The organism is Brachybacterium hainanense (assembly GCF_042434575.1).
GTDB classification, from domain to species: domain Bacteria; phylum Actinomycetota; class Actinomycetes; order Actinomycetales; family Dermabacteraceae; genus Brachybacterium; species Brachybacterium hainanense.
The window spans coordinates 96,709-115,584 of sequence record NZ_JBHLSV010000011.1; the positions used below are offsets into that span (position 1 = coordinate 96,709).

Genomic DNA, 18,876 nt, shown 5'->3' on the forward strand with positions numbered 1-18,876 from the left:
CGCCGTGGCCGCTGACGCACCGGATGACCCGATCACCGCCGCTCCCCCGCCCGGAGCACCTGTCCGCCCGCCCTCCCGACGCGCCGCGATCACCGCGGCGCTCGCGGGGATCGGCGTGCTGGGGCTGACCGCGGCCGTGGCCGCCCCCCGCCCCGGCTGGCTGCGGGAGGCCGGGGGCGATGCCGAGCTCGGCACCGCCCTCGCCCCGCATCTCCGCGAGCATCGGCGGGTCGCGGCCGTGCTGCGCGAGGCGGACGGCACGCACCGTACCGCCGGGTTCGGCGCGGACGAGAACACCGCGTTCGAGATCGGATCGCTCACCAAGACCTTCACGGGGGCCCTGCTCATGGAGGGCGCGGCCCGAGGCGAGCTGACGCTCGGCTCGACCGTGGCGGAGGTGCTGGGCACGCAGGCGGAGGGCTCGCCGATCGCGGACGTGCGCCTGGACGAGCTCGCCTCCCACACCTCGGGGCTGCCGCGCCTGCCCGCGGCCATGACGCTCCCCTCGATCGGCGCGAACCTCCTGCGCAGGGACCCCTACCGCGGCTGGTCCCCGCAGGACGTCGTCGATGCCGCGCTCACCGCGGAGCCGTCGGGCCGCGGCGAGGAGGCCTACTCGAACCTCGGGGTCGCGCTGCTGGGGCAGCTCCTCGCCCGGGCGGCCGGGACGACCTGGCAGGAGCTGCTGGATGCGCGTCTCCTCGCCCCGCTGAGGCTCTCCGCGAGCAGTGCCCCGGTCACCGCCGCACAGCTCCCCGCCGATGCGCCGCGCGGGCGGACGGCGGCAGGCCTGCCCGCCCAGCCCTGGGCGATGGACGGCTTCGCCCCCGCCGGCGGGATGCGGTCGACCATCGCGGACATGGGCCGATGGCTCGAGTCCATGGTCTCCGGCACCAACCCGGGAGCCGCGGGGCTCGACCCGATCTCGACCCCCGCCGAGGAGGGCGGGTCCTCGACCGCGGTCGTCTGGGTGCGCTCCCCGCTCCCCGACGGGGCCGGCGAGATGATCTGGCACAACGGCATGACCGGCGGCTTCTCCTCCTTCTGCGGCTGGCTGCCGGAGACCGGCCGCGGCGTCGTGCTGCTCTCCGACACGGCCCGCAGCCTCGACGAGCTCGCGGCCGGCGTCCTCACCGGGGCGGTGGCGGCGTGAGCACCGTGGTCTCCCTGGGCATCCCGCTCCTGCTGCTGGTCAGCGCGGCCGTCCCGGCGATCCGGCAGATGCGCGGGCCCGCGCATCCGCTGCGCCTGCTGTCCGAGGCGCTCAGCTCCGGCTTCCTGCTGCTGGTCGTCGGCGGAGTGATCGGCCTTCCGGGCTGGTGGGGACTCGCCTGGTGGGCGGTGCTCGTCCTCACGCTGCTGGGCCTCGGTGCGTCCCTGCGGCGCAGCCTGTCCGCGGGCGCGCCCACGGCCGCCCCCGCGGCGGCGGCCGGCCCGGGCGCCATCAGGATGCGACCCCCGAGCCGACCGACGCTCGTGCTCGAGGCCCTCCTGTGGGCAGGGGTCCTCGTGCTCGCGCTGCTGGCCGGCTGAGGGCCCGGGAGCGGACGGGCGCAGAGCGGCATCCCGCATGCGCAGGGGCACGCGGGACGCCGCTCTGCTCCCTCCTGCTCCCGCCGCGCCTCAGAGGCCACGCCCCGTCCGCTCCGGCCTCACCTCAGGAGCCGCGCCGTGCTCGGACCGCGGCGGCGAGCGTGTCGAGGGCCCGGACGCTCGCCTCCCAGCCCATGCAGGCGTCCGTCACGCTCTGCCCCCGGACGAGGCCCGCGGGCCCGGCCGCGACGTCGAGGCGCTGCGCACCGGCGACGAGGTTGCTCTCGAGCATGACCCCCGCGATCGCCGCCGAGCCATCCGCCACCTGCTGTGCGATCTCCTCGGCGACGACGGCCTGGCGCACATGATCCTTGCCGCTGTTGTCGTGGCTCGCGTCGATGATCAGCCGCGGGGGCAGCCCGGCGGCGGCGAGGCGGGCCGCGGCGCCGGCGACCGGGGCGGGTCCGTGGTTGGGGCCGTCGGCGCCGCCGCGCAGGATCACGCCGACATCGGGGTTCCCCGTCGAGGCGACCAGGCTCGCCCGGCCGTCCGCGCCGATGCCGAGGAAGGCCTGCGCCTGCCGCGCCGCGGATGCCGCGTCGAGGGCGACCTGCAGCGAGCCGTCGGTGCCGTTCTTGATCCCGATGGGCATCGAGAGCCCCGAGGCGAGCTGGCGGTGGATCTGGCTCTCCGCGGTACGGGCACCGATCGCGCCCCAGGTCACGAGGTCCGCGATGTACTGGGGGCTGATGGGCTCGAGGAACTCGGTCGCGCACGGCAGACCCATCCCGACGACGTCGCGCAGCAGCGCGCGGGCCCGGCGCAGACCCGTGGCGATGTCATGGCTGCCGTCGAGGTGCGGATCGTTGATGAGCCCCTTCCAGCCGATGGTCGTGCGGGGCTTCTCGAAGTAGGCGCGCATGACCACCAGCAGGTCCCCGCGATGGCGGATCGCCTCGCCCAGCAGGTGACGGGCGTAGTCGAGGGCCGCATCGGGATCGTGGATCGAGCAGGGGCCGACGATGACCAGCAGGCGGTCGTCGCGCCCGTCGAGGACGGCGCGGACCTCGGCGCGGCTGCGGCGGACGAGAGCCGCGTCGGTCGGTTCGGCAGGGAGCTCGGCGTGCACGTCCGCAGGGCTCGGCAGCCGCGTGAACGAGGAGACATGCAGGTCAGCAGTGGTGCCGAGCAAGGATTCGGGGGCGATGGCGGTCATGGGTCTGCTCCTTCGGGGGAGGCGGACCCCTGTGCAGAGCCCGCCGGGAACGGCGAAGGGCAGAGCTCTCGCTCTGCCCTCTGGCTCTGGAAGTCGACGTGCGCCTATGCCCGCAGCGGCCCCTCCAGAGCCGAGCAGTCATACGCATATCGACGGGTGATCATGCCGCAGAAGATAGCACAGGCCCGCAGCCGCCCCCGCGTCCCGTCCGCGAGCGCCGCCTCATGAGCCGTCCGCGCGCCCCCGGCCCGTGAGCAGGCGCTCGCGCACCGGACCTGCGGGGCCCGCTCAGGCGGTGCGGATCGGCAGCCAGTCCAGGACGTCCTGGATGCCCGTGTCCCAGAACTCCCAGGCGTGGTCGCCGGGGCGCAGGCGGGACGTCACGGCCACGCCCGACTCCTCCGCCGCGGCCAGGAAGGCCCGGTTCTGGTTCACGAGGAAGTCCTCGGTGCCGCAGTCCAGGAACAGCTGCGGGAGGGTCCGCGGATCCGCGGCGCGGACCAGGCCCACCAGGTCATCGGCGGTTCCGGCGAGCTCGCGGCCGCCCCAGATCCGCTGGGCCAGAGGATCCTCGGCCTCGAAGATCCGGTCGCCCAGCATGTCCACCGCTCCGGAGAGGCTGGCCGCGGCGGCGAAGCGATCCGGCCGGTTCAGCGCGAGCTTGAAGGCGCCGAAGCCGCCCATCGACAGACCTGCGACGAAGGTGTCCTCGCGGGCCGTGGACACGCGGAAGGTGCGCGCGAGCAGCTGGGGAAGCTCTTCGGAGATGAACGTCCAGTACGCCTCGCCGTAGACCTCGTCGCAGTAGAAGGAGCGGCGCACCTCCGGCATGACGACCGCGATGCCCTTCTCGCTCGCATACCGCTCGATCGCGGTGCGCCGCTCCCAGATGGTGCAGTCGTCGCTGAGCCCGTGCAGCAGGTACAGGACGGGCACGCCGTCGCCCGGCCCTGTGTCCGGGCCCCCGCCGACCATCCCGATCCCGGCCGCAGCCTGCGGCATGAGGACGTTCATGCTGGTGCCCATCCCGAGGGATTCGGCGAAGAAGTCGGTGCGCAGGCGGATCACGGGGGCCTCCAGAAGACGGGGCGGCGGGGCGGAGCACGAGCAGGCGGCAGCGATGCCGCCGCTGACATTGAACCGCATCGGACCCGGGCGGGACCAGGCCCGCCTACGATGGGCCCATGAGGGCGAGCACACCGGCATGGGTGCGGGACGCGATCTGCTGGCAGGTCTACCCGCTCGGATTCTGCGGGGCGCCGCGGCGCCGGGAGGACCTCGTGGGCCAGTCCTACGGGGAGGGTGCGGGGGAGAACGTCGTCCACCGGCTGGGTCGGCTCATGGGCTGGCTCGACCACCTGGTCTCCCTGGGCGCGAACGTGCTGATCCTGAACCCCATCGCGGATTCGGTCAGCCACGGCTACGACACCCTCGATCATCAGCGCGTGGACCCGCGGCTGGGGGACCAGCACGACTTCCAGGCGCTCGTGACCGCCTGCCATGAGCGAGGCATCCGGATCGTGCTGGACGGCGTGTTCAACCACGTCAGCGAGCATCATGCGGTCGCGCGTGCCGCCGTCGCCGCAGGCCCCGGCACGGTCGAGGGCGGCCGGATCCGCTGGGCGGGCGAGCACCCCTACGGCTTCGAGGGCAATGCCGACCTGGTCGAGATGGACCTCGCCGACGAGGGCGTCCAGGAGGCCGTGCTCGAGGTGATGAGCTCCTGGCTGCAGCGCGGGGCGGACGGGTGGCGGCTGGATGCCATGTACGCGGCGGGCCCGCAGGCATGGGCGCCGATCCTCGCCCGACTGCGCGACCGGCATCCGGAGGCGTGGATCCTGGGCGAGGTGATCCACGGGGACTACCCGGCCTTCGCAGCGGCATCGGGCGCCGATTCCGTCACCCAGTACGAGCTGTGGAAGGGGATCTGGTCCTCGCTGCACGACCACAACCTCTTCGAGCTCGCGCATGCGCTGGGACGCCACCAGGCCTTCCGGGAGCAGGCCGGTGGCCGGTTCCCGCTCATCTTCCTCGGCAACCACGACACGACCCGGATCGCCTCGCAGCTCCCGGACAGCCGCGACCTCGCCGCCGCGATCTGCCTGCTCGCGCTGCTGCCGGGGATCCCGGCCGTCTACGCGGGGGACGAGCTGGGCGCCGTGGGCGTGAAGGAGCAGCGGGCGGGCGGCGACGACGCGGTGCGTCCGGTCTTCCCCGACGACCCGGCGGATGCGCCGACCACCCTCGCGCTGCTGAAGGAGGCCGCGGCTCCGCGGATCCTCGAGGCGCATCGGCGGATGCTCGCCCTGCGCCGCCGGGAGCCCTGGCTGGCCGATGCCCGGATCGAGGTGCGCGAGGAGACGCTGACCAGCACCTACGCGGAGATCGTGCTCTCCCCCTCCGCACGGCTGCCGATCCCGCCGCTCACGCTCGCCCTGAACCTGGGAGAGGAGGACGCACCCGCTGCGGGCGAGGTGGTCGAGGTCCTCTCCGGGGCGGCCATCATCGACGGGCTCCCCGCCCCCGCCCCCGGGACGGTCCCCGCCCACGGTGCGGCCGTGCTGCGCTGACGGCGCGGCACCGCCCTGTGCACGTGCGTCGGCCGCAAGCCGCAAATCATGCACGCTCGACGATTCCTCTGGTGACCACGTGACCTGCGGATTCGCGGGAGATGATGCAAGACTCACGGTAGCCCTCGACAAATCCCGGGGCGAGCTGCACCGACTCATGTCGAGCATCGTCTCCGCACGCATCGTGCAGGAGATCCTGCGCCTCGAGGACCCCTCGCGTCGACCGTGCACGCGCAGATGAGCGATCTCCTGGATTTCGCGAACCAGCGGACAGCCCCCCACATGCAGCTGACCCGCATGGCGGTCGCCCATCACCGCTTCGTCTGGATCCACCCGTTCACGAACGGCAACGGGCGCGTCGCGCGCCTGTTCTCGTACGCGATGATCCGCTCCTACGGCTTCGCCCCGGATATCGAGTACCAGACCGTGAACCCGACGACGGTCTTCGGAGCCGACAGGGAGCAGTACTACGCACGCCTCGCAGCAGCGGACTCGCTGGAGGACGATGGGCTCGTGGAGTGGGTCGACTTCGTCCTCGGCGGGCTGCAGCGCGACATGGACGCCATGCATCGGCTCACGCGGGCTGGGGCCCTGGAGGATCTGGTAGCCCGCGCCGTCGATCGTGCACGGCGGTCCGCGATGCTCGACGACGTCGCCGCCCGCGCCCTGACCAGAGTCGCAGACGGCACGGCCTTCAAGGCCGGCGACCTCGCCGGAGCCATCGGCATGGATCCGTCCGGACGCTCCCGCCTCATCGCCGGCCTCCTGGACCGGCGTCTCATCGAACGGGTCCACGAGGGCGGACGCGTGTACCGTGTCCGCCTCTCGCCGAACGACCTGACCCCCTTCGTCTTCGCCGAGCTCGACGCGCTGGGCATGGCCCCCGCGATCCTCCAGGATCCGCCGTCCCGCCCCGTGGGAAGCGCTTCACATCGGGCACCCCGAGGAGCGTAGGCTCGTCCCATGAGCACCGCGATGACCCTGAAGCCCGCCCGGACCGTCGCCACCGCCCCCGTCGTCGCCGTCGGACTGGTCGGAGGCTGGCTCACCGCGCGGGAGACGGGGATCCGTCCGCTGGGCGGCGTCGTGCTCGCAGCCGCCGGGATCTACGCGGGCCGCACCTGGCTGGCCCGGCGCGGTCCGGCGACCACCGCCGTGCTCGGGGCGACCTATGTGCTGGGCTTCGGCCTGTCGCATCCGCTCGCCAAGAAGATCGGCTCCTGGCCGGCCGTGCTGACCGTCGCCGCGGTCGCGACCGGCGCCGCCGCCGTGCTCTGCGATGCCGCAGAGCAGGACTGGTTCCCGGAGAACCCGCAGCCCTGATCCTCGCAGTCCCGCGTCCGCGGGATCCTGCGCGCCTCGTCCTGCCCGCCGCAGCGGTCGCGGAAGACCGTTCGGCCTCCCGGCACCCTCCGCCCTTCACGCATCCCCTCGGGGAGCTCGCCTCCCGACGGATCCCGGCTCCGGAGAAGTCTGCATCGTGTGCAGAAATCCTGTCAGGACTCTTTCAGACGTCGGACCTTCGCACTAGGCTGGCTCCCAGGGTCTGCGTGGCGGACCACACCGAAAACCCCACCCTTCGCGCACTTCGCGCTTCCTCGATCGAGGTCTCCCTCCATGATTGCGACCCTCGCCCGTCTGTGGCACACGGTCCGCCCCATCCGATTCCGTCTCTTCCTGGGCCTGCTCAGCGCCCTCGTCGCCTCCCTCGTCGCCCTCCTGATCCCGCAGGTGCTCGAGATGGTGGTGAACCGCCTCGACGTCTCGCCGACCGCCGCCGCCGTGTGGACCGGCGCGGCGATCGCCCTCGGGCTCGGCCTCGTCGAGGCCGCCCTCATCTACCTGCGCCGCACCTTCGCCGTCGCCCCCTCGACCTCGGTCGAGAAGGGCATCCGCGTCGACTTCTACCGCAAGGTCCAGCACATGCCGGTCGCCTTCCACGACGCGTGGGGCTCCGGCCAGCTGCTCTCGCGCATGATGAGCGACATCTCCCTGATCCGCCGGTGGATCGCCTTCGGCATGATCATGGTGGTCACCAACGCCGTGACCATCGCCGTGGGACTCGTCCTGCTCTTCCGCTCGAGCGTGCTGCTCGCGCTGATCTTCCTCGTCGCGGCGATCCCCGTGACGATCATCGCCTACGGGTTCAACCGCCGCTACGCGACCCTGTCCCGCCTCTCCCAGGACCAGAACGGCGACCTCGCCACCACCATCGAGCAGTCCGTGCAGGGCATCCGCGTGCTCAAGGCCTTCGGCCGCGGCCCCACGGCCCTCGAGGGCTTCACCGAGCAGGCCGACGAGCTGCGCCGCACCGAGGTCCGCAAGGCCACCTCGATGGCCCGCTTCGACATGTTCATGTTCATGCTGCCGGAGCTCGCCCTCGGCACCGCCCTCCTGGTGGGGCTGTTCCAGACCGCCGAGGGCAACATGAACACCGGACAGCTGGCCTCGTACTTCGCGACCGCCACCCTGGTCATCGGACCTGTCCGTCAGCTCGGGAACCTGCTGGGCCAGGCGGTGAACACGATGACCGCGCTGGACCGCCACTACGAGGTGATGGACGAGGAGAACACCATCACCTCGCCGGAGGCGCCGACGGCTCTCACGCCCGGGGCCGCTCGCGGCGAGATCCGCCTCACCGGCGCCCACTTCCGCTTCGCCGACGCCCCCGCCCACGTGGGCGATGTGATCGACGGGGTGGACCTGCATGTCCGCCCCGGCGAGACGATGGCGCTGGTCGGTGTGACCGGCAGCGGCAAGTCCACGCTCCTGCAGCTCATCCCGCGCCTGTACGACACGACGCAGGGCCGCATCACGATCGACGGGATCGACGTGCGCGACATGTCCCTCACGGACCTGCGCACCCTCACCGCGGTCGCCTTCGAGGACGCGACGCTCTTCTCCGACTCGGTGCGCTCGAACGTGCTGATCGGCGCGGACCAGTCCCTGTCGCCCGAGGAGGCCGAGGCCCTGCTCCAGCTGGCCCTCGAGACGGCCGATGCGGGCTTCGCCCATGACCTGCCGCTGGGCGTGGACACGCGCATCGGCGAGGAGGGCATGAGCCTCTCCGGCGGGCAGCGCCAGCGCCTGGCCCTCGCCCGCGCGATCGCCGCCCAGCCGGCGGTGCTGCTGCTGGACGACCCGCTGTCCGCCCTGGACACCAAGACGGAGGAGCGGGTGACCGAGCGTCTGCGCTCGGTGCTGTCCGGCACGACGACGCTGATCGTCGCGCACCGCACCTCGACGGTCGCGCTCGCGGACCGCGTCGCCCTCATCGACGGCGGCCGCATCACCGCGGTGGGCACCCACCAGGAGCTCATGGCGAGCTCCTCCCGCTACCGCTACGTCATCGCCAACCAGGCCGAGGAGGCCCGTCGCGACCGCGACATCGAGACCCTCACCGGGGAGCTCGAGCTGAGCGCGATCCGCAAGGCCGGGGAGGAGGTCCGATGAACCAGGCACCTGCGAGCGAGCCCGCCGAGCGCGAGGAGGACGCCGAGCAGCGCACCCTGTCCGCGGAGGAGAACCGGGCGGCCCGGCGCCGCTCCCTCGGCCTGCTGCGCGAGCTCCTGTCCCCCGTGAAGATGCAGTTCCTGCTGATGGGGCTCATGGTGATCGTCGCGCAGGCGGCGGTCGTCGCCGGCCCCACGATCATCGCCTGGGGCATCGACCACGGCCTGCCGGCCCTGCTCGAGGGCGATCCGATGCCCGCGATCCAGGCGGCGGCGCTGCACATCTCGGCCGCGATCGTCGGCGGCGTGCTGACCTTCGGCTACGTCCGCCAGGGCACCGTCGTGGGGCAGCGGATGCTGCTCGCCCTGCGCCGGAAGGTCTTCCGCTTCACGCAGAAGCAGGACCTCGAGTTCCATGAGCGGTACACCTCCGGGCGCATCGTCTCGCGCCAGACCTCCGACATGGAGGCGCTGCGCGAGGTGCTCGACTTCGGCGTGAACATCATCTTCGGCTCCTCCTTGTCGATGATCTTCACCGTCGTGCTGCTGGTCAGCATGGACTGGGTGACCGGCGCGGTCATGCTCCTCATGCTGATCCCCGGGGTGCTGCTGACCATCTGGTTCCAGAGGCGCTCGCGGGAGGAGTACCGGGCGATCCGCACCCACTCGGCGCGGCTGATCGTCCACTTCGTCGAGGCGATGGCCGGGATCCGTGCGGTCAAGGCCTTCCGCAAGGAGGACCGCGACCAGGACCGCTTCGACCGGCTCGCCCAGGACTACCGCGACGCCTCCCTGCGCTCCATCAACGTGTTCGGCATCTACCAGCCGGCTCTGCGGATCCTCGCCAATGCGACGGTCGCCGTGGTGCTGCTGGTCGGCGGCGTGCGCGTGCTGTCGGGAGACCTCGCGGTCGGCGCCCTGATCGCGCTCGTGCTGTATGCGCGGCGCTTCTTCCAGCCGATCGACGAGCTCGCGAACTTCTACAACTCCTTCCAGTCGGGCGTCTCCGCGCTCGAGAAGATCGCGCAGCTGCTGGCCGAGCAGCCGGCCGTCAAGGAGTCCCCGCGCCCCGTGCCGATGCCGGACTCCACCGGCCAGGTCGACTTCGAGGACGTGTCCTTCCGCTACACCGCCGAGGGACCCCTCGTCCTGAAGCCGATGAGCCTGCACATCCCCGCCGGGCAGACGGTCGCGCTCGTGGGGCAGACGGGCGCGGGCAAGTCCACGGTCGCGAAGCTCATCTCCCGCTTCTACGACGCGACCGAGGGACAGGTGACGCTCGACGGCGTGGACCTGCGCGACATCTCCATGGCGGACCTGACACGCAACATCGTCATGGTCACGCAGGAGGCGTACCTGTTCTCCGGCACCGTGGCGGACAACATCGAGCTGGGCCGCCCCGGCGCACCCCGCGAGGAGATCGAGGCCGCCGCCCGGGCGATCGGCGCGGACTCCTTCATCGAGGCGCTCCCCTACGGCTACGACACCGATGTGAACAAGCGAGGTGGGCGCGTCTCCGCAGGCCAGCGGCAGCTGATCTCCTTCGCGCGCGCGTTCCTCGCCGACCCGAAGGTGCTCATCCTCGACGAGGCCACCAGCTCTCTGGACATCCCCTCGGAGCGGATGGTCCAGGAGGGCCTCACGAAGCTGCTGGGACAGCGGACGGCGTTCATCATCGCCCACCGCCTGTCGACGGTCATGATCGCCGACCGGGTGCTCGTGGTCCACGGCGGCGAGGTCGTCGAGGACGGCTCACCCGCCGAGCTGGTGGCCGCCGGCGGCCGCTTCGCCGCCCTCTACCAGGCCTGGCAGGACTCCCTCTGACCGCCGCGCGGCGGCGGCCGCGAGCCGTGCCAGCCGAGATATGACGATGGCGAACCAGGATCCGCGGATTCTGGTTCGCCATCGTCATATCTCCGGGCGCAGGAGCGGGGCGGCAACAGGCTCATTCCCACGGGTGGCGGATCCGCTGCTGCCGCGGCCCGCGCATCGGCCCCTTCCCCCGCCGGTAGCATCGGTCCGTGGAGACCATCGTCATCGTCGTCGGGCTGCTGGCCGTGACCGCCGCGTGCGTGGCGCTCGGCGAGCGCTTCAAGCTGCCGTACCCGATCCTCATGCTCGCCGCGACGGCGGGGATCGCCTGGCTCCCCTGGGTGCCGGACATCGCGATCGACGACGAGCTGATCCTCCCCCTCTTCCTCCCGCCGCTGCTGTTCCAGGCGGCGCGCACCTCGAGCTGGTCGGTGTTCCGCACCCGCTGGCGGACGCTGCTGCTGCTCGCGGTGGGACTGACGGCGGTGACGGCGGCCGCGGTCGCCGGGACCGTCCTGTGGATCGTGCCCGGGATCGGGCTGCCGCTCGCGATCATGCTGGGCGCCATGGTCGCCCCGCCGGACCCCGTCGCGGTCGAGTCGGTCGCGGGGCCGGCGAAGATGCCGCGACGCCTGCTCACGGTCCTGCAGACGGAGGGCCTGTTCAACGATGCGGTCGCGATCGTCCTGTTCCAGACGGCCCTTGCGGCGGTGCTCGCGCATGAGCCGTCCATCGGCCCGGGGATCGTGCTGAGCTTCGTCGGCGGTGCCGCGCTCGCGGTCGGGATCGGCTTCCTCGTCGGATTCCTGTACCGGGTCGCGGACCGGGCGGTCACCTCGATCGGGGCGCGCACGGTCATCAGCGTCGTCGCGCCCTTCGCCGCCTACATCCTCGCCGAGGAGGTGCACGCCTCCGGCGTCATCGCCGTCGTCGTCACCGCGCTCGAGACCAACCGGAACGCCCGGGTGGCCGACGGCGAGGCCCGCATCACCCGCACGGCGTTCTGGGACGTCGTGAACCTGGGGCTGACCGGTCTGGCCTTCGGGCTGATGGGCATCGAGCTGCGCTCGGTGATGCTCGAGGAGGGGCCCGCGGTCCTGGACTACGTGATCCCCGCGGTCGTCGTGTGCATCGTCGTGATCCTCGTGCGGTTCCTGGGGATGACGGTGCTCGCCGCCGCGACCCGCCGCTCCGATCCGATCCCGCGCGACTGGCGCGAGAGCGTCGTCCTGACCTGGTGCGGGATGCGAGGGCTCGCGACCCTCGCGCTCGCGCTGTCGGTCCCGGCGACGGAGACGAGCGGGGCGATCGTGGAGCATCGGGGGCTGGTGATCGTGCTGGCCTGCGCGGCGCTGCTGGCGACCCTCGTGCCCACGGGCCTCGCGGTCGGCGCCCTGCTGCGCCTGCTGGGCCTGCAGGACGACGGCTCGGTCACCGCGGCGGAGATCCACGAGCTGACCGAGCGGGCGCGGGCCGCCTCGATGGACGCGATCCGGGAGCGATTCGGGGAGTCCGGGGAGCTGTCCGAGGACCAGATCCGTCTGCTCAAGAAGCGCTTCCAGGGGCTGCGCAAGGAGCTGGACACCTCGACGCAGGCGATGATCGCCGTCGATGCGGAGGGGCAGCCGGTCGATCCGGAGGCCGCCCGGAAGCAGGCCGCGGCCCGGAAGAAGATCGCTAGGGGCCGCGAGCTCATGGTCGTCGCGCAGACCGTGGGCCTGGACGCGGCGCGCACGGAGATCCTCGCGGCCCGCTCCGAGCCGGGCATCGACCCCGAGGCCGCCGACCACGTGCTGCGGCAGCTGGACCTGCAGATCATGGCCGCGGCGCCGCGGACCCGGGCGCGGAAGCACTGAGGACGGACGGGCCGTGCGCGCTGGGCGGCAGGCCGGAATCACCCGTCCTTCGCGGGCAGGGACCGGCACGTCGCGCCGTGCCATCCCGCCCGGACGACAGGACGCTTCCGGCGCTGTTCATTCCATGGCCTCCTGGATCCGCCCGTCGCGGAGGCGGATCACCTGGTCGGCGTCCTCCGCGAACTCCGTGTCGTGAGTGACCATGACCGTCGCGACCCGCAGCTCCCGGGTGACGGCGAGCAGGAGGTCGACGACGGCGCGGGAGCGCTCGCGGTCCAGAGCGCTGGTGGGCTCATCCACCAGCAGCACCGCCGGTCTCGCGACCAGGGCACGAGCGATGTTCACGCGCTGGCGCTGCCCGCCGGACAGCTCGTGCGGGAGACGCCGGGCGTAGGCGCCCATCCCCACGCGCTCCAGCATCTCCGCGGCACCCTCGCGCTGTGCCCGCAGCGCACGTCCCCGCACGCCCGCGAGATGCGCGGTGACCAGCAACTGCTCGGCGACGCGCAGGGACGGCAGCAGGTTCGGCTGCTGGAAGACGATGCCGATCGTCTCCCGGCGCAGACGCGTCCGCTCCGCCTCGGGCAGGCCCGTCAGCTCTCTGCCGTCGACGCGGACCGTGCCGGCATCGGGGACGACGAGGCCGGCGGCGACGCTCAGCAGCGTCGACTTCCCGGACCCGGAGGGGCCCAGCACCGCGGCGAGCTCGCCGCGGCCGATGTCCGCGCTCGCCGCGTCCAGGACGGTGGCGGTGCGGGGCGTGCCGTCGGCCTCGCGGCCGTCGGGGTAGGTGACCCGCACCCCGTCCAGGCGGAGGACCTCGCCCGGGGGACGGGAATCGGCGGGCGCGGGGGCGGCGGCGGTGCGCGTGCTGGTCATGTCAGTTGCCTCCGAGGGCGAGGAGAGGGTCGATGCGGGTGACGCGGGCGGTCGCCGCGAGGGAGCCGATCAGGCCGATCGCAAGGACGCCGACGACGGGCCCGGCGACGGTGAGGGCGGAGACGTCGAAGGGCGCGACCGCGGCGAGCGCGGCCCCTCCGCCGCCGCCGAGGACCCCGCCCAGCAGGACGCCCGCGCCGAGCAGCACGGCGGCCTGGCCGACGGTGTCGGCGAGGACGTAGCGGGAGCTCGCTCCGAGGGCGCGCAGCACCGCGAGGTCGCGGGTGCGCTGGATCGTCCACACGGACAGGAACGCGATGGTGACCAGGGCGGAGATCCCGTACAGGAAGGCCTGGATGAGGCTGAGGGAGCCGTTCTCCGAGGAATAGGACGGCAGGCCCGCGAGAGATGCGCGGACGGTGAGGGCGCGGGTGCCGGTGTCCGCGGCGGTCGCAGCGGCGGCCTGCAGCGCCGCCTCGTCCCCGCGCAGCAGGAGGGCGGACCCGGCGGCGCCCTCCGCCTGGTGGGCGAGGTCCGCGAAGGTATCCTGCACGACGTAGCCGACCGGGGAGTGCGAGTACCAGTCCACGGGCGCGGTGCCGGCGACGGTCAGGTCCTGCCCGTTCATGGTGACCGTGTCCCCCGCACGGACGCCCAGGTCGGTCGCGGTGTCGGCGGGCAGCACGACCTGCCCGGCCGCGGGCACGGCCGCGAGGCCGCGGGCGACCTCGCCGCCCGGCTCGATCCCGAGCACGGCGAGGGAGGTGACGGATCCACCTGCCTCGATGCGCATCTGGGCGACGGAGAGGGGTTCCGAGGCGATCCCGGGGACGGCGGCGATCGCAGCGGCCTGGGCGGCGTCGATCTGGGAATCGGACCAGGACACGTCCTCGCCCAGGGTGGGGGCGAGGACGATCCGATCCGCCGGCAGGCCCGAGATCGCGGAGATGTTCTGGTGGGCGAGGCCCCGGGTGAGCCCGGTCAGCAGCACCAGCAGCAGGGTGAGCAGGGCGATCACCCCGATCATGAGGGCGAAGCGGCCCTTGGCGCGGACGATGTCTCGAAGTGCGACGAACATGGCTCCATGGCATCGCGGACGGGCACGGGACGCATCGGCCCCGCCGGACCGGCTCCCGGACCGCACGGACCATCCCGGACGGTCCTTTCGGACGATGCCCGGCACGCCGGCACGCCTCTACAGTGGCGGGATGCACCCCGCACGCCCGCCCTTCCCGCCGGACGCCGATCCGGGGCCGCGGGCACTGGCCATGTCCCTGCGCTGGGCGATGCATGGAGCGTTCGTGCTGCTGCCCGTGCTCGCCGTCACGCGGGCGACCGCGTCGGACGGCTCCTCGGTCGCGGCGACGATCGGGGCGGCGGCGCTGATCCTCGCGCTGTATGCGGCGGGATCGTGGCGGGCCCTGCGCGCAGCGCGCGGCGGATCGGAGGACTCGGCGGAGGGCCGATCCCGTTCCCCGCTCGCGCTGCTGCTGCCGAGCGGCCCCTGGGTGCTCGCCATCGCCCTCGCGTGGGCGGCGGCGTGCCTGGTCTCGGCGTCCTTCGTCTGGCTCGCCTTCCCGCTGTTCTTCCTCGCGCTGTTCGCTCTGCGCGCTCCGGCGGGCTCGCTGATGCTGGCCGCGGTCGCGGTCTGGGCGATCCTCACGCCGCTGCTGCGCGGGGACCAGGCGGAGCTGGGGGTCGGCGAGGTGCTGGGCCCGCTGGTCGGCGCGGCGTTCTCGCTGATCGCCCACGGCGTCTACGGGATGCTGGAGAAGGAGGCGCGGCGCAGCCGGGTGCTGGTCGCGGAGCTGCAGGAGGCGCAGGCGGAGCTCGCGGAGTCCGAGCGCGGAAAGGGCGTGGCGGAGGAGCGGGAGCGTCTCGCGCAGGACATCCATGACACGCTCGCGCAGGGCCTGAACTCGATCGTGCTGCTCAGCCGCGGCGCACAGGCGCGGCACCCGGAGGCCGCGCGCGCGTTCTCCCGCATCGAGGAGACGGCGCGGGAGAATCTCGCCGATGCCCGCCGCCTGGTGCGGGACCTGTCCGATCCCCCGGCAGGCGCCTCCCTCGAGCAGGCCCTGCGGCGGGTGATCCGGCGGGCGGAGCTGCTCGAGGGCGCACCCCGCTGCGAGCTGCGGATCGACGCCGCCGTCGGGGAGGTGCCGCCGGAGCAGGTCGAGACGCTCGAGCTCGCGGCGCGGTCCCTCGTCGCGAACGTGCTCCAGCACGCGCAGGCGCGGCGCTGCGTGATCACGGCGGCCTGGTGGCCGGACCGGGTGAGCCTGGACGTAGCCGATGACGGCCGCGGCTTCGACGCCTCGTCCCCGCCGCCGCGGCGGGCCGAGGGCGGAGACGGGCTGGCCCTGCTGCGGCGCCGCGTGGCCGCCGCGGACGGGGAGATGACGATCGATGCCGCGCCCGGGGAGGGCACCCGCGTGGGCATCGTTCTGCCGGGGGCCGCAGCGGGTGTCAGCGACGCGGCGGCGCCCCGGGAGGCGATGGGGCCCCGGGAGTCGACGGGGCCCTGGGCGCCGGCCGGGCCCCGGGGACGGATGGGACGGGAGCGGGGATGAACATCCGGATCATGCTGGTGGACGATCACCCCGTGGTGCGCACGGGGATGCGGGCTCTGCTCGAGGCCGATGCCCGGGTCCGCGTCGTCGCGGAGGCGGCAAGCGGGCAGGAGACCCTCTCCCGTCTCGACGAGCTCGCCTCCTCCCCGGACGGCGCCCCCGACCTGGTGCTCATGGACCTGCAGCTGGGGGAGGGCATCGGCGGGATCGAGACGACCCGGCGGGTGCGGGCGGCGCATCCGAGCACGCAGGTGCTCACGGTGACGACCTTCGACGCGGAGGCGGACATCGTCGGCTCCCTCGAGGCGGGCGCGGTGGGCTACGTGCTCAAGGACTCCCCCACGGACGCGCTGATCGCCGCGGTCTTCGAAGCCGCCGCGGGGCGCAGCGCCCTCTCCCCGGAGGTGCAGCAGCGCCTGGTGCGGCGTCTCGCCGATCCGCGCACGGCGCTGTCCCCGCGCGAGGCCGAGATCCTCGAGGCCCTCGCCTCGGGGGCCAGCAACCGGGAGATCGCCCGCGCCCTGTTCCTGTCGGAGTCGACGGTCAAGACGCATCTGGCGCACCTGTACGGCAAGCTCGGCGTCGACAGCCGCACCGCCGCCCTCCGCGTCGCCCGCGAGCGCCGCCTCATCCGCTGAGGAGCCCCAGCAGGACCCCGCCCGCGAGCACCGGCCCCCGAAACGGCACCCGCGGGTGCCGGTCTGCGCGCCACGATGGTGCCGGATCCGGCTCGCCACCCGGCACTCGCGGACGCAATCGCGGCCGAGGCCGCGGCCGGCGCCTCCCGTCTCAGGGCCGGGTGCGGGCCTCCGCGCCGGGCAGCGGCACGGGCTCGAGGCGACGCAGCTGGGTGACGTGGCGGGGCTCGAGCTCAGCGACGTCGTGGACCTGCAGCAGCTTCATCGTCCGGCGGATCTCCTCGCCGAGGATCGCGAGGGCGCGGTCCACGCCGCGGCGCCCGCCGGCCATGAGCCCGTACAGGTAGGCGCGGCCCACGAGGGTGAAGTCCGCGCCCAGCGCCATGGAGGCGACGATGTCCGCGCCGTTCATGATGCCGGTGTCGACGATGATCTCGGTGTCGGAGCCGACCTCACGCTTGACGTGCGGCAGCAGGTGGAAGGGCACGGGGGCGCGGTCCAGCTGGCGGCCGCCGTGGTTGGACAGGACGATCGCGTCCACGCCGAGGTCCGCGAGTCGGCGGGCGTCCTCGACGGTCTGCACGCCCTTGACGGCGAGCTTCCCGGGCCACATGGCACGGATCTCGGCGAGGTCGGCGTCGTCGATGCTGGGGTCCATCGCGGAGTCCAGGAGCTCGCCGACGGTGCCGCCGGTCGAGGACAGGGAGGCGAACTCGAGCTTCGGGGTGGTGAGGAAGTCGATCCACCACCAGGGCCGCGGCAGCGCGTCGAGGATGGTGCCGGGCGTGAGCTGCGGCGGGATCGAGAAGCCGTTGCGCTTGTCGCGCAGACGGGCGCCGGCGACGGGCGTGTCCACGGTGAACAGGAGCGTGTCGAAACCGGCCTGCGCGGCCCGTTCGACGAGGCCGTAGGAGATCGACCGGTCCTTCATGACGTACAGCTGGAACCAGTTGCGGCCGCGGGGGTTCGCGGCCTTGACGCCCTCGATGCTGGTGGTGCCGAGCGTCGAGAGGGTGAAGGGGATCCCGGCGGCGGCTGCTGCGCCCGCACCGGCGGTCTCGCCCTCGGTCTGCATGAGGCGGGTGAAGCCGGTGGGCGCGATGCCGAAGGGCAGGGCCGAGGTGCCGCCGAGGATCTCCACCCGCGTGTCCACGGTGCTGACATCGGTGAGGATGCCGGGGTGGAACTCGACGTCCTCGAAGGCCTCGCGGGCGCGCCGGATGGAGAATTCGCGCTCGGCCGCGCCGTCGGTGTAGTCGAAGGCGGCCTTCGGGGTGCGGCGCTTGGCGATGGCGCGCAGGTCGTAGATCGACTGGGCGTCGGCGAGGCGGGTCCCGGTGAGGTCGAGGGAGGGCTTCTTGAACCTCATGAGCTCGAAGATCTCGGCGGGCTTCGGGAGCTGGCGGGTGACCACGGGTCCTCCTCGAGGACGGGACGGGCGGATGTACGCGACCACTCTACAGATGAATCGATTCAAGCCGACATGCGGACCAGCTGGCGGATGGTCCGGCCCACCCGATCGAAGACTTCCGGAGCCACGCGGCCATCCGGCGGAGATATCGACCGATATCCGCCTCAGGGCTCCAGATGTCTCAGATCCGCAGCCGCGACGGGCGGGCCACCCCTGCGCCCACCCCTCGCGCCGATCGCAGGGTGAATCGGGAGCGCCGCCGCGAGCCCAGCCTTGCCCTCGCACCCCCGAACACCTATGGTTACTCAGCAACCGTTACCCGATAACTACTCGATGCCCCCGGATCGCGAGGCGCCCATGTCCGTCAAGCACGCCCTGCTCGCCCTGCTCAGCGCAGGCTCGGCGACCACCTACCAGCTGCGGAAGTCCTTCGACGACTCGACCGGACAGATCTGGCCGCTCAACATCGGCCAGGCCTCCACGACGCTGTCGCGGCTCGAGCGCGACGGCCTCGTCACCCGCGAGGCTTCCCCCGGGGACGACGGCACCCAGGGCGCCTGGTCCCTCACTGGCGCGGGCCGGACCGAGCTCGCCGCCTGGTGGGCGAGCACCTCGACGCGGCCGCAGCCGGACCGTCACGAGCTCGTGCTCAAGCTCGCCCTGGCCGTGGCCGTCCCCGGCGTGGACCTGCAGGCGCTCATCGACGCCCAGCGCACCGCCGCGATGACCGCGCTGCACGACGCGACCCGCGCCCGCCGCGGCGTCTCGCCCGAGGACCTGCCGGCCATCCTCGTCATGGACCATCATCTCGCCGTGCTCGAGGCGGAGCTGGCCTGGCTCGAGAGCATCGAGACGACCCTCGCCCGCCGAGCGGGCCGCCGGCCCGGAGCCGCCGCGTCCGAGCGCCCCGCGGACGAGGCCGCGGCCCCCGCCCCG

Annotated in this window: 16 protein-coding genes; 11 read left to right on the forward strand and 5 right to left on the reverse strand. The window is 73.0% G+C overall.

Features of this window, described 5'->3' with window-relative positions:
• Nucleotides 1-4: 4 nt before the first annotated feature.
• On the forward strand, nucleotides 5-1,153 hold the full coding sequence (locus ACFFF6_RS10840; RefSeq protein WP_376980556.1) for a serine hydrolase domain-containing protein: 1,149 nt from the start codon (nucleotides 5-7) through the stop codon (nucleotides 1,151-1,153).
• A complete protein-coding gene (locus ACFFF6_RS10845; RefSeq protein WP_376980558.1) occupies nucleotides 1,150-1,533 on the forward strand; it encodes a hypothetical protein in 384 nt (127 codons plus the stop codon). Before ACFFF6_RS10840 ends, ACFFF6_RS10845 begins: the two co-directional genes overlap by 4 nt.
• A gap of 124 nt (nucleotides 1,534-1,657) precedes the next feature.
• Here the strand turns inward: ACFFF6_RS10845 and ACFFF6_RS10850 are convergent, their stop codons facing one another.
• Both ACFFF6_RS10850 and ACFFF6_RS10855 read right to left on the reverse strand, forming a co-directional pair.
• Nucleotides 1,658-2,749, reverse strand: coding sequence for a 3-deoxy-7-phosphoheptulonate synthase (locus ACFFF6_RS10850; RefSeq protein WP_376980560.1), 1,092 nt, complete (start codon nucleotides 2,747-2,749; stop codon nucleotides 1,658-1,660).
• A gap of 288 nt (nucleotides 2,750-3,037) precedes the next feature.
• On the reverse strand, nucleotides 3,038-3,817 hold the full coding sequence (locus ACFFF6_RS10855; RefSeq protein ID WP_376980562.1) for an alpha/beta hydrolase: 780 nt from the start codon (nucleotides 3,815-3,817) through the stop codon (nucleotides 3,038-3,040).
• 116 nt (nucleotides 3,818-3,933) lie between these two features.
• On the opposite strand from ACFFF6_RS10855, the gene ACFFF6_RS10860 reads away from it, so the two are divergent.
• The 6 genes from ACFFF6_RS10860 to ACFFF6_RS10885 all read left to right on the forward strand — a co-directional run bounded on the left by ACFFF6_RS10860 (nucleotide 3,934) and on the right by ACFFF6_RS10885 (nucleotide 12,439).
• Complete coding sequence (locus ACFFF6_RS10860) at nucleotides 3,934-5,319, forward strand: alpha-amylase family glycosyl hydrolase (RefSeq protein ID WP_376980564.1); 1,386 nt, start codon at nucleotides 3,934-3,936, stop codon at nucleotides 5,317-5,319.
• A gap of 225 nt (nucleotides 5,320-5,544) precedes the next feature.
• The gene (locus ACFFF6_RS10865; RefSeq protein WP_376980566.1) at nucleotides 5,545-6,273 is read left to right on the forward strand and encodes a Fic family protein; all 729 of its coding nucleotides are present in this window, start codon (nucleotides 5,545-5,547) and stop codon (nucleotides 6,271-6,273) included.
• Between the two features lie 9 nt (nucleotides 6,274-6,282).
• Nucleotides 6,283-6,642 (forward strand): hypothetical protein, encoded by a 360-nt coding sequence (locus ACFFF6_RS10870; RefSeq protein WP_376980567.1) that lies wholly within the window; start codon nucleotides 6,283-6,285, stop codon nucleotides 6,640-6,642.
• 294 nt (nucleotides 6,643-6,936) lie between these two features.
• Entirely contained in the window at nucleotides 6,937-8,772 is a 1,836-nt protein-coding gene (locus tag ACFFF6_RS10875) for an ABC transporter ATP-binding protein (RefSeq protein WP_376980569.1), read from the forward strand.
• The gene (locus ACFFF6_RS10880; RefSeq protein WP_376980571.1) at nucleotides 8,769-10,595 is read left to right on the forward strand and encodes an ABC transporter ATP-binding protein; all 1,827 of its coding nucleotides are present in this window, start codon (nucleotides 8,769-8,771) and stop codon (nucleotides 10,593-10,595) included. The genes ACFFF6_RS10875 and ACFFF6_RS10880 overlap by 4 nt, the downstream gene beginning before the upstream one ends.
• Nucleotides 10,596-10,792: 197 nt before the next feature.
• Nucleotides 10,793-12,439: a cation:proton antiporter gene (locus tag ACFFF6_RS10885; RefSeq protein WP_376980573.1), complete on the forward strand. Its 1,647-nt coding sequence runs from the start codon at nucleotides 10,793-10,795 to the stop codon at nucleotides 12,437-12,439.
• A 117-nt stretch (nucleotides 12,440-12,556) separates the two neighbouring features.
• Here ACFFF6_RS10885 and ACFFF6_RS10890 read toward each other — a convergent pair whose 3' ends face one another.
• Nucleotides 12,557-13,318 (reverse strand): ABC transporter ATP-binding protein, encoded by a 762-nt coding sequence (locus ACFFF6_RS10890; protein WP_376980575.1) that lies wholly within the window; start codon nucleotides 13,316-13,318, stop codon nucleotides 12,557-12,559.
• A gap of 1 nt (nucleotide 13,319) precedes the next feature.
• Nucleotides 13,320-14,396: an ABC transporter permease gene (locus ACFFF6_RS10895; RefSeq protein ID WP_376980577.1), complete on the reverse strand. Its 1,077-nt coding sequence runs from the start codon at nucleotides 14,394-14,396 to the stop codon at nucleotides 13,320-13,322.
• A 130-nt stretch (nucleotides 14,397-14,526) separates the two neighbouring features.
• On the opposite strand from ACFFF6_RS10895, the gene ACFFF6_RS10900 reads away from it, so the two are divergent.
• Together ACFFF6_RS10900 and ACFFF6_RS10905 are read left to right on the forward strand one after the other, a co-directional pair.
• On the forward strand, nucleotides 14,527-15,891 hold the full coding sequence (locus ACFFF6_RS10900; RefSeq protein ID WP_376980579.1) for a sensor histidine kinase: 1,365 nt from the start codon (nucleotides 14,527-14,529) through the stop codon (nucleotides 15,889-15,891).
• Nucleotides 15,888-16,529, forward strand: coding sequence for a response regulator (locus ACFFF6_RS10905; protein WP_376980581.1), 642 nt, complete (start codon nucleotides 15,888-15,890; stop codon nucleotides 16,527-16,529). The genes ACFFF6_RS10900 and ACFFF6_RS10905 overlap by 4 nt, the downstream gene beginning before the upstream one ends.
• A gap of 151 nt (nucleotides 16,530-16,680) precedes the next feature.
• Here the strand turns inward: ACFFF6_RS10905 and ACFFF6_RS10910 are convergent, their stop codons facing one another.
• Nucleotides 16,681-17,943 (reverse strand): alpha-hydroxy acid oxidase, encoded by a 1,263-nt coding sequence (locus tag ACFFF6_RS10910; RefSeq protein ID WP_376980584.1) that lies wholly within the window; start codon nucleotides 17,941-17,943, stop codon nucleotides 16,681-16,683.
• Between the two features lie 354 nt (nucleotides 17,944-18,297).
• Between ACFFF6_RS10910 and ACFFF6_RS10915 the strand changes: the two genes are divergently transcribed.
• Nucleotides 18,298-18,876: helix-turn-helix transcriptional regulator (locus ACFFF6_RS10915; RefSeq protein ID WP_376980586.1), on the forward strand; the 579-nt coding region annotated here is incomplete at its 3' end.

What these genes read in the sequence shown, in the direction of transcription:
- ACFFF6_RS10850 (WP_376980560.1), bottom strand. Translation starts at nt 2,749, where the DNA reads ATGACCGCCATCGCCCCCGAATCCTTGCTCGGCACCACTGCTGACCTG.
- ACFFF6_RS10895 (WP_376980577.1), bottom strand. Translation starts at nt 14,396, where the DNA reads ATGTTCGTCGCACTTCGAGACATCGTCCGCGCCAAGGGCCGCTTCGCC.
- ACFFF6_RS10860 (WP_376980564.1), top strand. Translation starts at nt 3,934, where the DNA reads ATGAGGGCGAGCACACCGGCATGGGTGCGGGACGCGATCTGCTGGCAG.
- ACFFF6_RS10900 (WP_376980579.1), top strand. Translation starts at nt 14,527, where the DNA reads ATGCACCCCGCACGCCCGCCCTTCCCGCCGGACGCCGATCCGGGGCCG.
- ACFFF6_RS10905 (WP_376980581.1), top strand. Translation starts at nt 15,888, where the DNA reads ATGAACATCCGGATCATGCTGGTGGACGATCACCCCGTGGTGCGCACG.
- ACFFF6_RS10875 (WP_376980569.1), top strand. Translation starts at nt 6,937, where the DNA reads ATGATTGCGACCCTCGCCCGTCTGTGGCACACGGTCCGCCCCATCCGA.
- ACFFF6_RS10880 (WP_376980571.1), top strand. Translation starts at nt 8,769, where the DNA reads ATGAACCAGGCACCTGCGAGCGAGCCCGCCGAGCGCGAGGAGGACGCC.
- ACFFF6_RS10890 (WP_376980575.1), bottom strand. Translation starts at nt 13,318, where the DNA reads ATGACCAGCACGCGCACCGCCGCCGCCCCCGCGCCCGCCGATTCCCGT.
- ACFFF6_RS10870 (WP_376980567.1), top strand. Translation starts at nt 6,283, where the DNA reads ATGAGCACCGCGATGACCCTGAAGCCCGCCCGGACCGTCGCCACCGCC.